The sequence below is a fragment of the Streptococcus sp. V919 genome (assembly GCF_054353475.1).
This window is the reverse complement of sequence record NZ_JBTHHY010000001.1, coordinates 248,636-262,903: the sequence shown is the minus strand read 5'-3', so window position 1 is coordinate 262,903 and position 14,268 is coordinate 248,636. Positions and strand designations below refer to the sequence as shown.

11 protein-coding genes are annotated in these 14,268 nt (G+C 40.2%); 1 reads left to right on the top strand and 10 read right to left on the bottom strand.

Annotated features, from left to right (window positions below; translation table 11 throughout):
- Positions 1 to 3: 3 nt before the first annotated feature.
- The 3 genes from ACXYSK_RS01335 to ACXYSK_RS01325 all read right to left on the bottom strand — a co-directional run bounded on the left by ACXYSK_RS01335 (position 4) and on the right by ACXYSK_RS01325 (position 4,663).
- Positions 4 to 1,338, bottom strand: a complete 1,335-nt coding sequence (locus ACXYSK_RS01335) for a sensor histidine kinase (RefSeq protein WP_458624784.1) — start codon at positions 1,336 to 1,338, stop codon at positions 4 to 6.
- Positions 1,331 to 2,002 carry a two-component system response regulator CiaR gene (ciaR, locus tag ACXYSK_RS01330; RefSeq protein ID WP_016465655.1) on the bottom strand — a complete coding sequence of 224 codons (672 nt, stop codon included), beginning with the start codon at positions 2,000 to 2,002 and terminating at the stop codon, positions 1,331 to 1,333. The genes ACXYSK_RS01335 and ciaR overlap by 8 nt, the downstream gene beginning before the upstream one ends.
- Positions 2,003 to 2,116: 114 nt before the next feature.
- Complete coding sequence (locus tag ACXYSK_RS01325) at positions 2,117 to 4,663, bottom strand: M1 family metallopeptidase (protein WP_458624783.1); 2,547 nt, start codon at positions 4,661 to 4,663, stop codon at positions 2,117 to 2,119.
- Between the two features lie 658 nt (positions 4,664 to 5,321).
- Between ACXYSK_RS01325 and ACXYSK_RS01320 the strand changes: the two genes are divergently transcribed.
- Positions 5,322 to 7,625, top strand: a complete 2,304-nt coding sequence (locus ACXYSK_RS01320; RefSeq protein WP_458624782.1) for an LPXTG cell wall anchor domain-containing protein — start codon at positions 5,322 to 5,324, stop codon at positions 7,623 to 7,625.
- Between the two features lie 254 nt (positions 7,626 to 7,879).
- On the opposite strand, the gene ACXYSK_RS01315 is transcribed toward ACXYSK_RS01320, so the two are convergent.
- From ACXYSK_RS01315 to ACXYSK_RS01285, 7 genes are all read right to left on the bottom strand, one after another.
- Positions 7,880 to 8,320, bottom strand: a complete 441-nt coding sequence (locus ACXYSK_RS01315; RefSeq protein WP_458624781.1) for an ASCH domain-containing protein — start codon at positions 8,318 to 8,320, stop codon at positions 7,880 to 7,882.
- Positions 8,317 to 8,814, bottom strand: coding sequence for an NUDIX hydrolase (locus ACXYSK_RS01310; RefSeq protein ID WP_458624780.1), 498 nt, complete (start codon positions 8,812 to 8,814; stop codon positions 8,317 to 8,319). Before ACXYSK_RS01310 ends, ACXYSK_RS01315 begins: the two co-directional genes overlap by 4 nt.
- A gap of 10 nt (positions 8,815 to 8,824) precedes the next feature.
- Entirely contained in the window at positions 8,825 to 9,523 is a 699-nt protein-coding gene (locus tag ACXYSK_RS01305) for a 3-oxoacyl-ACP reductase (protein WP_458624779.1), read from the bottom strand.
- Positions 9,516 to 9,752, bottom strand: a complete 237-nt coding sequence (locus ACXYSK_RS01300) for a DUF2829 domain-containing protein (protein ID WP_000141913.1) — start codon at positions 9,750 to 9,752, stop codon at positions 9,516 to 9,518. Before ACXYSK_RS01300 ends, ACXYSK_RS01305 begins: the two co-directional genes overlap by 8 nt.
- A 92-nt stretch (positions 9,753 to 9,844) precedes the next feature.
- Positions 9,845 to 10,771, bottom strand: a complete 927-nt coding sequence (locus ACXYSK_RS01295; protein WP_458624778.1) for an aldo/keto reductase — start codon at positions 10,769 to 10,771, stop codon at positions 9,845 to 9,847.
- A gap of 102 nt (positions 10,772 to 10,873) precedes the next feature.
- Entirely contained in the window at positions 10,874 to 12,871 is a 1,998-nt protein-coding gene (gene metG, locus ACXYSK_RS01290) for a methionine--tRNA ligase (RefSeq protein ID WP_458624777.1), read from the bottom strand.
- Between the two features lie 136 nt (positions 12,872 to 13,007).
- The gene (locus tag ACXYSK_RS01285) at positions 13,008 to 14,267 is read right to left on the bottom strand and encodes an ABC transporter permease (RefSeq protein WP_458624776.1); all 1,260 of its coding nucleotides are present in this window, start codon (positions 14,265 to 14,267) and stop codon (positions 13,008 to 13,010) included.
- Position 14,268 lies beyond the last annotated feature (1 nt).

The window sequence follows — 14,268 nt, the reverse complement described above, 5'->3', positions numbered from 1 at the left end:
TTTTTATTTATTCTTTCGTTTAGATGGTGTTGAGATCGCTATCTTGACTTCAAAAATTGTTCCGTTAGGTTTGTTATCTTTTACACTGATGCTTCCTTTAAGGGCATCTACGATTTGCTTAGCCAAAGACAAGCCTAAACCGAAACCACCCTTTTGCCGTGTACGTGCCTTATCAACGCGATAAAATCGATCAAAGATTTTCTTTTTATCGGCTGCAGAAATACCAATTCCATTATCCGCTACCGTTAAATATAGACTGCGTTCTGTCGTTGAAATTTCAAAATAAATATCTCCTTCTTCTTCCGTATACTTGACAGCATTGTCAAACAGAATGGTCATCAGTTGTTTAAGAAGGAGTTTATCAGTGATGATAGTGCGATGAACACGGTTTTCAAAACGAAAGACGCGATTATTTTCAAATGCAATCATTTCATAGTTGGTAAAGATTGTATTAAAGAAGTCGGGCTCGACTTCTCCAAGTTCCGGCTTAATCCCGTCATCTCTACGCGCTAAATTGAGCAAATTCGTCGTTAGGAATCTCATGTTTCGAACTTCTTCCAAACTCGAAGCAATGCTCTCACTAGACTCCATAATAGTCGCTTCTGGTTTTCTAAAAAGTGTTTCCAGACGGTTTTGAAGAACTGCTAGTGGAGTGCGTAATTCATGACTAGCATTTTCCACAAAGCTCTGCTGCTTTTGCATACTTTCAAGCAAGGGCTTAACACTGACACGAGCAAGGTAGAGACTAGCCAAGATAGATAGAATCCAAAAGCTTGCCATGACCACCACAATTAACTGTTCGTGATTTTGACTGGTTTGTTCTAGCTGGCTGGTATTGATTAGGACGGCAGCATACTTGATATTGGTCGAAACCGAATCAATATTCATTTCCGTCAGGACAACACGGTAAACCTCATCTTGACCATAGCTATTGACAATATGAAGCTGACGAATATGGTTTAAATCCTTTTTATTGAAGGTTATTCTATCCAAACCTAAGAAGCGATTACCAGTCATTAACTGATTGAGGTTAGAATCCAGCAAAATGACTTCCGTATTGGAGCTAATTGTGACTCTTTTATCTGGATTTGAGGTAACATTTCCACCATTTAAATCCTTAACATCTTCTGTTGCACGATTGACCGCTAATTGAATGATATCCTGAGGATTATTGCTAAGCGCTAAAAGTTTCTCATCTACAGATGTATAGAGGCTGGAGTGCATAACCTGCAAGATAATCAAGGTCATAGCAGAGAAAATCAGAGTAAATACTCCAAAGTTACGGATAAAGTAGCTGAAATCTTCTGCGTACCAATTCTTTTTAAATTTATTAAACATGTTTTAAAATATACCCAACACTGCGTAAGGTTTGGAGATTCTCAGCAAAGGCTGTCCCCTTTAATTTCTTACGAACTTTTGATACATAAACTTCTACAACGGAAATAGTTGTATCACTATCAAATCCCCATAAACGGTCAAAAATCTGTGTCTTAGGTAAGATAACATTTTGGTTTTGGAGGAAATAGACCAAGAGTTCAAATTCTTTACCAAGTAACTCAACAGAAGTATCGTGAACCTTAACCTCATTTGTAGAAAGGTTAACCGTCAAATCTCCATAAGAAAGAGTATTTTCGTTGAATTTCCCAGAACGTTTGAGAAGGGCTTGGATACGCATCTTGAGCTCTTCCAAATAGAAAGGTTTTGTTAGATAATCGTCTGCTCCAAGCTCAAATCCGTGTCCTTTGTCATCGAGACTTTCCTTGGCTGTCATGATAAGGACAGGAGTCGAAATTCCTTTTTCACGCAATTCTTTTAAAACTTGGAATCCATTTTTTTCAGGCAACATCAAGTCCAATAGAATCAAATCATATACGCCACTTTCAGCCTCATAAAGACCTTCTTCTCCATCAAAAACCTGCATGACATCAGCAAAATCATCCAAAAAATCAAAGACTGAATTTGACAGGCCTAGGTCATCTTCCACTAATAGAATTTTGATCATCAAAAATTCCTCCTTATTAAGCTTATTATAACAAAAATATCTTAAAAAAACTCAACTTTCCTTGTTTTTCTAGGAAAAAGTTGAGTTTTTATCATCTATTTAGACTTGAATGTGTTAAGCCTTGCTATATTGTGCAACTGCTGCTTCAACGGCTGCTTTTTCACGCTTAATCAATTCAACGCGAGCTGCAATATCCTTGATACCCATGCGGATATTACGGCTAAGGGCTAGGTCAGATACTTGTGGCTCAAAGAAAGCTTTGTATTCTGCCAAGCGTTCTTCAGTTTTAAAGATATTAGAAGGGTAGATGACGAATCGATCAAAGCTCATATCTCCACCAAGAGCTCCCTTAACCCAATCCCAGTTTTCACGCGCCCATGTCCAAGCAGTTTCTTGAGTAGCCTTGTGTCCAAGGAAGTGGAGGTACCACAATGCCAGGTCTTGTGGTTTGACGATAAATTTATCCTTCCAAGTTGCAAGAAGCGTTTGGATATTTTCAGCGTCTGTGCTGTATGATAGGGCTGCAGCTAACTGACGTTTAAAGACTGCATCTGTAGCATGAGTATATAAGTCGAGGTAAAGAGCTACCAGGTCTTTAGTCTCATGGTGTTTCATTTCATTGATGAGAACTTGTGATCGAATAGCTGCTGGAAGACCTGCAAGATTGTCCTTATGAGCTGCAAAGATTTGACTTGCGACTTGGCTCGCTTCCTCATCATTTGAGCGAATCATCATTGAGATTGTCAATTGACGAACCAATTCGTCCTCATCTGCTTCTCCATCTTTTGCTTCAAATCCAAGGCGATTATAGTTGTAACGAGCAAGTTTCGCAACAAGTGCTTTAAAGGCTTTCTCAGTCTCAGTTCCTTCATCGATAAAGCGTTCAAGAGCTGAAATAACTTGAGAAACTGCTGCAACAACTAGGTAAGATTCTTCTTGTGCCAATTGATCCACAACTGGAAGCAAGTCCGCAAATGAAATGTGACCAGCTTCAGCCAACAACCGACGTTCTTGGACGATTTGAAGTTTGCTTGTATTATCAAGTTCTACTAATTCTGAAAGGATAGCATCCAGCAACTCACCTTGATAATCTGTAATGTAGTGTGCTGTGTTTTCGGTATTGAGTCGAAGAGCTGTCTTGTTTTCAGCAAGCAAAGCAGCATATCCAGGAATCTCAATACTTTCAGTTTCAAGAGTATCTGGCAAACCTTTCCAGTTACTGTTAAGTGGCACTACCCATAGACGGTTCTTATCTTCGTGCTCACCAATAAAGAATTGTTTTTGTGAAATCTTCAAGACATCATTTTCAACCTTGACAGTCAAGACTGGATAACCAGGCTGCTCCAACCAAGAATCCATAAAGGCTGCTACGTCACGACCTGATGCTTGACCAAGAGCATTCCATAGGTCACGACCAATAGTATTTCCATATTGGTGTTTTTCAAAGTAGGCATGCAATCCTTTCGCAAAATCAGCATCTCCTAGCCAACGACGAAGCATATGCATGAGACGGCTACCCTTAGCATAAACGATTGCAGGGTCAAAGAGAGTATTGATTTCGTCTGGATGACTGACTTCTACGTGAACTGACTGAACACCGTCTGTCGCATCGCGTTTTAGAGCTGATGGGACTCCACTTGTTTGGAAGTCCTCAAAGATATTCCAGCTTGGCTCGATGGCATCCACACAGACGTATTCCATCATGTTAGCGAAACTTTCATTGAGCCAAAGGTCATCCCACCACTTCATCGTTACAAGGTTACCGAACCATTGGTGAGCAAGTTCATGGGCAATGACAAGAGCTACTTGTTGACGGCTAGCAAAGGTAGAGTTTTCATCCACAACCAAGTAAACTTCACGGTAAGTGACAAGACCCCAGTTTTCCATAGCGCCTGCTGAGAAGTCAGGGAGAGCAATGTGGAGAGATTGAGGAATTGGATATTTGACTCCATAGTAGTCTTCGTAAAATTCGATCGAACGAACAGCGATGTCTAGTGAGAAGTCAAGGTTAGAGAGTGGATGCGCCTTGGTTGAGTATACTCCTACAAGAGTACCGTTCTTAGTTGTAGCAGTAACTCCCTGCAAGTCTCCAGCCACAAAAGCGAGTAAGTATGAAGACATACGTGGAGTTGTCTCAAATTTCCAGATACCAGTTTCCTTGCGGTTTTCAACGTCAATCTCAGGCATGTTTGACAAGGCCAATTCGCCTTCTGCCTGGTCAAAACGAAGAGAGAGATCAAAGGTTGCTTTAGCTTCTGGCTCATCCACACATGGAAAGGCTTCGCGGGCAAAGTGGCTCTCAAACTGAGTTGACAAAACTTCCTTCTTAACCCCATCAACTGTGTAGTAAGATGGGTAGATTCCTGTCATGTTGTCTGTGATTTTACCTGAAAATGAAAGAACCAATTCGACTTGACCCGCTTGCGCAAGCTCAATATGAAGAGCTTCGTTTTCATTATCAACTGTAAATGGACGAGCCTGACCAGCTACTTTTACAGAAGCAATCTCCAAGTCTTTTTGGAGAAGGGAAATACGGTCGCTTTTAGCTTGACCAGTGATGGTTACTTTCCCTGAAAAAGTCTTGGTCTCGCGACTCAAGTCCAAAAATAAATCATAATGTTCAGGAACAAATTTTTCAATGTAATGTTCTACTGCTTGCATAATGTTCTCCTATTCTAAATATCAGAGCAGATGCTCTCGTTCAAACATACCTATTTTATCATAATTTAGGACAGAAAAAAGGTTTCAAACTACTTTTAAAAGAATTTTGTCTTTTTGATTCAAATATATAAGAAAAAAGTTTCCGAGATGCTTTCATTTTCTAGGTTTTAAGACGTTTTTTAGAAACTGTCAAAAATAGTAAAAAAATACCTAAATTTATATGAAATTTACATCAAATTTATTGACTATTTACTATTTAAGTGCTAAAATCTAGGTGGTATTATAAATACCACGGTATAATAACCTTTATGTTTTACCTTTTCTTTAATATTTTACAGTTAAATTCTTAGTTTTTTCTGCAAGAATCATATCTATCCAGAGGAGAGATCTGGAGTTCACTTCTGGATAAAATTAACATGTATTCTCCACTATGAAATAAACTAAAAATTTCCAATCTCCGTTTGTTCTCAATCTTACTGTAGTCAAGTTGTTGAATATTGGAGATTGAGAAATGATTGCAATTTTTATATTCCTTGGAGCAGAATTAAAATTGCACTTTTCTTTGAAGTTAAACTGTAAATATTATTAAATGATAAAAGTTAACATTTTGATGGTTAGACCAAACAAAAAGATTTTATATTAGAAAGGATTTAGGGAATTGAAATCTCTTTATAAAAAGATAGTTTCATTTGTAGCTATCATCGGTGTAGTAGCCTTAGGGTTGTCTATGATTAGACCTGTAAGTGCTGCTACTGTTTCACCAACCATATCCAACTTAAAAGCCCAAGCAACTGGACAAAATGTTGTCGTCTCATTTGACTGGGATTTAACTGGTAAATCAGTTAAAGAGGGGGATACTTTCACTATTGATGCTCCAGAAGGCGTCAATTTTACTCAAGTAGCAACGCAATCACTTCAAGCTAATGGTGCTGAAATAGCGACTATTTCAATGACTAACAAAAAGATTACTTTTACATTCAAAAAAGCAATCGAGTCAATGAACGAAAATGTAAAAGGTGGTTTCTCATACAAAGTGACATGGGATAACACCCCAGGAAACCCTGGGAATAAAACAGCTAATGCAAGAGTAGGTTCTGAATCAGTTATCATCACACGTCCTGAGGGTCATGGCGTTTTCGAAGCAATCTTAAATAAATACAACCGTACTGGTGACTATGTTTCAAAACAATTCAAACTCGATGTATCAGAAAATTATGCCTGGATGAACGTTGGAGATGATTATTACTTAACTACTTGGTTCATCCGTATCAATGGAGATGGTAAGAAACAAGCCATCACGAACCCAGTTGTTTCAGATAAAATTCAAGCTCCAACTGTAGATTATTCTAAAATTACTTTTTCTCCTGCAGCGAACCACGCAGCACATGAATTCTTTGTAGGAACATACTTGAAACCATCATTCAAACTTTGGAAAAATGGAAATGAAGTTGCTTCAGGTTGGAATTTCTGGAAACATATTAAATTCGATGCAGATGGCAACGGATTTACTGTAAACTTATCTGAAGTTAGTGATGCATTTAAAACAGCAAATAGCGATGCAATAGTCGTTGAATATCAAACAATCATTCCTAAGACAACAATTAGCGTAGTCAACAACGCTAAATTGAAATCTGACGAAATTACAACTCCAATAGAAGATCCAGCGTTCTGGAAAAACACAGAATTGAATTTCTGGGTGACTGGTGACAAAACTGTTACTGTTCAAAAAGAATGGGTTGGGGATAGCGAATCTGATCGTAAAGACATTACTGTTCAATTATTGGCAGATGGTCAAAAATTGGAAGGTATGACTAGGACGTTGACGAAAGATTCTGGTTGGTCTGCTGAATTTTCTGAATTGCCAGGTATTAAAGATGGTAAACCAATCGTTTATTCTGTAGTAGAAACGAACACACCTGATGGGTATACTTCAAAAGTGGAACCGATCAATGGTTTGAATGTTATCAAAGTTGTAAACACTTCAAATAAAGCAACTACGACAGAAGAGCCAACAACAACTACAACAACAACTCCGGAGCCAACAACAACTACAACAACAACTCCGGAGCCAACAACAACTACAACAACAACTCCGGAGCCAACAACAACTACAACAACAACTCCAGAGCCAACAACAACTACAACAACAACTCCGGAGCCAACAACAACTACAACAACAACTCCGGAGCCAACAACAACTACAACAACAACTCCGGAGCCAACAACAACGACAACAACAACTCCGGAGCCAACAACAACTACAACAACAACTCCAGAGCCAACAACAACGACAACAACAACTCCGGAGCCAACAACAACGACAACAACAACTCCAGAGCCAACAACAACGACAACAACAACGTCAGAAGAACCAAGTACAAGTTCAACAACGACAACAACAACGTCAGAAGAACCAAGTACAAGTTCAACAACGACAACAACAACATCAGAAGAACCAAGTACAAGTTCAACAACGACAACAACAACGTCAGAAGAACCAAGTACAAGTTCAACAACGACAACAACAACGTCAGAAGAACCAAGTACAAGTTCAACAACGACAACAACAACGTCAGAAGAACCAAGTACAAGTTCAACAACGACAACAACAACGTCAGAAGAACCAAGTACAAGTTCAACAACGACAACAACAACGTCAGAAGAACCAAGTACAAGTTCAACAACGACAACAACAACGTCAGAAGAACCAAGTACAAGTTCAACAACGACAACAACAACGTCAGAAGAACCAAGTACAAGTTCAACAACGACAACAGCAACGACTACAACTGAAGAAACAACAGAAGCAACTGAAGGAACAACAGAAGCAGCTTCTGTATCAACAACAGAAGAAGGATCTGAACTTCCATTTACTGGTGAAGCGACTGGTACTGCACTTGTATTGGCAGGTCTAGTAATCTTGTCAGGTACTGTAGTCATGAAACGTAAATTTTCTAAATAATATTAGATAATTTTCTATAAAAAAGAGAGAGCAACGCTCTCTCTTTTTTAAAGAAAAAATAATCAAGCAAAATAGAAGTGACTGAATAGGGATTCCAAAGACAAACATCTTTGAAATACTTTATCCAATAACTTTACTTGTTAGATTCAAAAAAGCGGACATAATTGTCCGCTTTTTGTTTACTCGTTTTATCATTTAAAGTCAGAAAAAAGCTTTGGACGATGATTTCCAAAACTTTCTTCCTGCTATCCTTTTTATAGAGGGTAGACTTTGCGAAATTCTTCAAAAACAACCTTGCTGTCAGGTGTAAAAGTCAGTCCGGCCTCCCTCATCCACTCGGTGAAAACCTCCTCATGAACTTGACGCCAATAGGCCAGAGATTTATCACCCTCACCTTCCTTGTAGGCATGGTCGGCTGACACTTGATGGAAAGGCTGAACAGAAACCTTTGTGACTTCGACGATGCAGACAGCTTGATATTTACTGTCTAAAACGACATCAAAGGTCCCTACTTGTGGAAGAGGTTCGTCCTCTATTGCGTAGAGGTCGTAAGCTGAGGCTGTTGCTGTTTTTTCGCCTTTAAAGACCAGTTCCGCTAAAAGGTCTGGATCCACTCCAAAGGCCCAGGCATCTATCTCATCTCCGATAGAGGGATTGATCTGCTTGTAGGCATTCCACATTTCTTGAGGTGTCATTTGTTTAGCTTCCTTTCTTTCACCTTCCAATTCTTATAGCTTGTCAGTTCTAATTCTGGAAATCCTCGTAACTCTGCCTTCACTTTTAATACTAAAGGCGAGGCATCTTCTTCGGTAATTTCTTCCAAATTCAGCCAAATGACATTTGCTGAATCATTACTTCCATCAAGAACTTCATGAGGAAGGGATTTTTGAAGGCGTTCTAAATCAAGTACGATATCATAAAAGGCCATGATATGATGTACTGCGAAGTCTTGCCCTTCTTCTTGAACCAGCACGTCATACATCCTAGGATTTGAATACTGGCTAAGCGTATAGCCTGTCTCTTCCAGAACTTCTCTCTTGAGGGTTTCTGTCAGCCCCTCACCTGGTTCTTGACTACCACCCGGTAAATCAAAACGATGTTTATAAGGTCCTCTCGTTTTTTCAATACAGAGTAATTTCTCATTCTCAAAGCAAACACCATAGACACCAAAGTGTTTTTTGATTTCCATCCAACTTCTCCTACTTCAAACTCCAACCACCGTCAATCGTCAGGATTTGTCCTTGCATGGCGCTTGCTTTTCCACTAGCCAAAAAGAGGCTGACTTCTGCTACTTCCTCTGGCTCAATCCAGCGTTTGATAGGTGTTTCACTGGCTACCCAGTCTGCTAGTCCGCCTGGTTCAAAGTCTGCTGCGGTCATAGCTGTCTTGACCGCTCCTGGAGCGATACCGAATACCTGGATACCAGCTTCAGCATAGTCTAGTGCCAACTGTTTGGTAAATCCCGCCAAGGCGTGTTTAGACGAGGTATAGGCGTGTCCACCTCCGCCTGCCAGATTTGAAGCGATGGAGCACATATTGATGATAATCCCATGTTTATGTTCCAGCATGTATGTCAAGTAATAGCGGGTCAACTCTACTGGAGTCACATAGTTGATTTCAAAAATCTCTTGGATTTCTTGGCCTGATTGTTCCAGTAAAGGTTTGTAGTCATCCAAAACCCCAGCTGTATTGCAGAGAATATCAACTTGAGGACACCAATCAAAAATAAGTTCCAAGTCTAACGTTAAATCACGTTGTAAAAAGTGAAAATCGCCTTGCAAGTCAGGGTTTTCACCCTGATCCACACCGTAAACTTGATAACCATTTTCTAAAAATAGGCGAGCTTGTGCAAGACCAATCCCTGAGCTAACACCTGTAACTAAGACACGTTTAGTCATGGACTTCCACCCAGTCTGTGGCTAGGACATCACAAGGAGTTGGGCTCCACATGGAAAAGCCTTCCCCTTCACCAGAGACGTTGATGAGGAAATAAGGCGTCACTTCAAGAGCGACACCGTTCTGTTCGATGGTGTCGAAAAGCTGGACATAGTTTTCAGCTCCTCCCCAACCAGTACGCACATACTTCTTTTTTGCCTTTAGTCCCGGCAAGATTTCTTCAAATGTCATATTTTTCTCCTTAATAGTTCTCTTGTTTTATTATAACAAAAAACCGTTTTGCAACGGCTTTTTGACTGTTATTTCTTAAATACAATTTATCTCTACGGCAAATCATTCCCTGCTGCTAGGTAAATCTCATACCATTCTTTTCGTGTTAGAGTCAAGTTACTTGCTTTGCTTGCCTCTAATAGATGTTTGGGGTTTGTAGTTCCTACTACTGCTTGCATCTTAGCTGGATAGCGTAACACCCAAGCGATGGCAATAGCTGATGGGCTTACTCCATATTTAAGGGCTAGTCGATTGAGAACTTGATTCAGTTGTTGGAATTGTTCATTGCCAACAAAATTACCTTTGAAATAACCAAACTGTAAAACTGACCATGCCTGAATGACCATGTCGTTTAGCTTGCAGTATTCAAAGATGCTTCCATCACGTACAGCTGCCTTGTTACCTTCCATATTGACATGGAAACCTGATTCAAAACCAGGCGTGAATGCTGCACTTAGTTGTAATTGATTAATCGTTAATGGCTGTTTGACTTCTTTCTTCAGTAACTCTATCATCATAGGATTTTGGTTGGACACACCAAAGTCTCGAACCTTACCAGAATTGTGCAGGATTTCAAAGGCCTCTGCCACTTGATCAGCTTCCATCAAAGCATCTGGGCGATGGAGAAGCAAGCTATCTAGGTAATCAACCTGCAATCTTTTTAGAATCCCGTCTACTGACTCTAAAATATAATCTTTTGAAAAATCAAAATAGGTAAATTCTTCTATGCGAATGCCACACTTGGATTGTATCCACATCTTTTCTCGTAGGTCAGGACGATTGTTTAACACTTGACCCAGTAATTCTTCGCACCGACCACGACCATAGATATCTGCCAAGTCAAAGGCGTTGATTCCGACAGATAGGGCTGTTTCAACCAACTCCTCCACTTCTTTGACCGACTTGTCACTGATTCGCATCATGCCTAGGACGATTTCTGATAGTTCTCTTTTCTCTTGACCGAATGGAATGTATTTCATGGCTTTTTCCTCCGTTTTTCTTCATTATAAAGCAGAATGCCTCTTTTATCAACTATCGTCATACAAAAGAAAAGAACCAGCTCAAGCTGGTCCTTTTAAAATTTAGCCAATCACACTTCCGTTTGGTACAGCTGGATCAACTGTTAGAAGGGTTAATTTGCCATCATGTTCAGCTGAGAGGATCATCCCTTGGCTGACATATTTTTTCATCATTTTACGTGGTTTAAGGTTAGCAACGATTTGTACTTTCTTACCGACCAATTCTTGTTCGTTTGGATAGAATTTCGCAATACCAGAAAGGATTTGACGGTCTTCACCATCACCAGCATCTAGGCGGAATTGAAGCAATTTGTCAGAACCTTCCACTTTAGAAACTTCTTTGACTTCAGCAACACGAATTTCAACCTTATCGAAGTCTTCAAACTTGATTTCATCCTTGTTGAGTTTGAGTTCAACTTCATCTGGATTCCATTCTTTTTCGACTGCTGGCTTGTTCCCTTCCATTTGTTCCTTGATATAGGCGATTTCTTCTTCCATATCGAGACGTGGGAAAATTGGTGTTCCTTTAGCAACTACTGTTACACCTGCAGGGAAATCAGCCAAGCTCAAGTTTTCAAGGCTAGAAACATCTGCGAGTCCAAGTTGAGTCAAGACTGCACGACTAGTTTCCATCATAAATGGCTCAATCAAGTGCGCTACGACGCGAAGACTTGCTGCCAAGTGACTCATAACACTTGCCAATTGGTCACGATGAGCTTCATCCTTAGCCAAGACCCATGGAGCTGTCTCATCGATGTATTTGTTGGTACGTGAGATAAGAGTCCAGACTGCTTCAAGCGCACGTGGATAGTCAACTGCTTCCATATAGATGTGGTAGTCAGCGATTGATTGTTCTGCTACTTGAGCAAGAGCATTGTCAAAGTCTGTCACACCTTCTACGTAAGCAGGGATTTGACCATCAAAGTACTTGTTAATCATGGAAACCGTACGGTTGAGGAGGTTTCCGAGGTCATTTGCCAATTCATAGTTGATACGTCCTACATAGTCTTCTGGAGTGAAGGTTCCGTCCGAACCGACTGGAAGGCTACGCATGAGGTAGTAACGAAGTGGATCAAGTCCATAACGTTCTACTAACATTTCAGGATAAACGACATTCCCTTTAGACTTAGACATCTTGCCGTCTTTCATGACAAACCAACCATGGGCAATCAAGCGATCAGGCAATTTCATATCCAACATCATGAGAAGGATTGGCCAGTAAATTGAGTGGAAACGAAGGATATCTTTTCCGACCATATGGAAGACTGTTCCATTCCAGAATTTATCATAGTTAGCATGATTCTCTTGACCATAACCAAGAGCAGTCGCATAGTTGAGAAGGGCATCAATCCAAACATAGACAACGTGTTTTGGATTTGATGGAACTGGTACACCCCAGGTAAAGGTTGTACGTGATACCGCTAAATCTTCCAAACCTGGCTCGATAAAGTTTTTCAACATTTCATTGAGACGGCCATCTGGAGTGATGAAGTCAGGATGGGCTTTGAAAAATTCGACCAAACGGTCTTGGTATTTGCTGAGGCGAAGGAAATAAGACTCTTCTGAAACCCATTCCACCTCGTGACCAGATGGAGCAATACCGCCCGTTACATTGCCAGCTTCGTCACGGAAAACTTCTGCAAGTTGGCTTTCTGTAAAGAATTCTTCATCTGAAACTGAATACCAACCAGAGTATTCACCCAAGTAAATATCATCTTGAGCAAGCAAGCGTTCAAAGACTTGTGCTACCACTTTTTCATGGTAGTCATCTGTGGTACGGATAAATTTATCGTATGAGATATCAAGCAATTTCCAGAGTTCTTTTACACCAACTGCCATGCCGTCAACATAGGCTTGAGGCGTGATACCAGCTTCTTCAGCTTTTTGCTGAATCTTTTGGCCATGCTCATCAAGACCTGTTAGATAAAAGACATCGTAGCCCATGAGGCGTTTGTAACGAGCTAGGACATCACAAGCGATGGTAGTGTAGGCAGAACCGATATGAAGTTTACCAGATGGATAGTAAATCGGCGTTGTAATATAAAAATTCTTTTCAGACATAATATTTCCTTTCCAGGCAAATGAAACCTGTTTTTATAACACTTCATTATACCATATTTTTAGTGATTTTCGAAATGGAAATCCATACAAAAAACAAGATAGACAAGTGTCTATCTTGTTTGTCCTGTTGATTATCTTATTCATAGCGAAGGGCTTCAATTGGGTCCAGTTTAGAGGCTTTATTGGCTGGTAGAACACCGAATATCATACCAATACTAGCTGAGACCGCTAGACTAAAGAGGGCGATTGGAATGGATACGCCGACTTCGATACCTGCAATCATGTTTTGAAGTAATACACCAGCAAGCATGGTCACCCCAGCAGCAAGTACAAGGCCGATGATACCACCTAACAAGGTCAAAATCATAGATTCAATCAAGAACTGAACTAGGATATTACCACGTGTTGCTCCTAGTGCTTTGCGTAGACCAATCTCACGGGTACGCTCTGTCACCGAAACAAGCATAATATTCATAACACCAGTACCACCAACAAAGAGAGAAATTCCTGCAATAGCACTAATTATCGTTGTTATAAAGCCGAAGAGTTGTTGTACTTCTTGGAAGGCGGCAGACGCATCTGCAACTTGATACTCGCCTTGTTGAAGACCAGCAATTTCAGTCATTTTTCTAGCCAACTCTGGTCCCAAAGTCTGGGTCAAGCTGGTATCATTGACACGGAAGACAATATTTGAAATCTCATCTGTATTGAAATTATCTGCAAGAGAAATATTAGTCGTAATAGGTAGTCCTCCAACTCCGAAGGCTTTGGCTGCCTTGGCTTCCTTACTTGCATAAACACCAATAACACGGTAACTAATTTCGTTTACTTCAATAATCTGGTTGAGAGCATCCTGTGCTGAACCAAAAAGGCTATTGGCTAATTCGTCATCCAGGATGATTACACTTGCGAAGTCTTTATAATCTTGTTGTCTAAGTCCACGACCTGCAATAATTTCATTTTCAACCGCATCCATATAGGTGACATTCCCACCAGTCATGTTTGCATGTTCGACCTTTTTATCCTTATAGGTCAAGGTAACATTCATGGAGTTGGTCACATAATAGCTATCCACTCCCTTGAGCTTAGCAGCTTCCTTGACCCAAGCTTCTTGAGGTTTTGGTGGTTCAACAAAATCTTCTTCTTGACCACCAGACAAGGTCAATGCAGATTGTCTTTGTGTAAAGGAACCGTCCTTACTCTTTGTAGGTGAGAAAAAGACATGGATATCTTTCTGGGACTTGGTCATGTTTTTATTAACCTGACGAGACATGGAATCACCTAAGGCCATAATCACGACAACCGAGGATACACCGATAATAATCCCAATCATGGTCAAGAAGGACCGCATCTTGTGGGCCATAATGGATGAAAAGGCAAATTTCAGATTCTGCATC

Bases quoted from the DNA above. Each gene is read 5' to 3' on its own strand.
- ACXYSK_RS01325 (WP_458624783.1), bottom strand. From the start codon at position 4,663: ATGCAAGCAGTAGAACATTACATTGAAAAATTTGTTCCTGAACATTAT.
- ACXYSK_RS01335 (WP_458624784.1), bottom strand. From the start codon at position 1,338: ATGTTTAATAAATTTAAAAAGAATTGGTACGCAGAAGATTTCAGCTAC.
- ciaR (WP_016465655.1), bottom strand. From the start codon at position 2,002: ATGATCAAAATTCTATTAGTGGAAGATGACCTAGGCCTGTCAAATTCA.
- ACXYSK_RS01310 (WP_458624780.1), bottom strand. From the start codon at position 8,814: ATGGAAATCAAAAAACACTTTGGTGTCTATGGTGTTTGCTTTGAGAAT.
- ACXYSK_RS01305 (WP_458624779.1), bottom strand. From the start codon at position 9,523: ATGACTAAACGTGTCTTAGTTACAGGTGTTAGCTCAGGGATTGGTCTT.
- ACXYSK_RS01315 (WP_458624781.1), bottom strand. From the start codon at position 8,320: ATGACACCTCAAGAAATGTGGAATGCCTACAAGCAGATCAATCCCTCT.
- ACXYSK_RS01295 (WP_458624778.1), bottom strand. From the start codon at position 10,771: ATGAAATACATTCCATTCGGTCAAGAGAAAAGAGAACTATCAGAAATC.
- metG (WP_458624777.1), bottom strand. From the start codon at position 12,871: ATGTCTGAAAAGAATTTTTATATTACAACGCCGATTTACTATCCATCT.
- ACXYSK_RS01285 (WP_458624776.1), bottom strand. From the start codon at position 14,267: ATGCAGAATCTGAAATTTGCCTTTTCATCCATTATGGCCCACAAGATG.
- ACXYSK_RS01300 (WP_000141913.1), bottom strand. From the start codon at position 9,752: ATGACATTTGAAGAAATCTTGCCGGGACTAAAGGCAAAAAAGAAGTAT.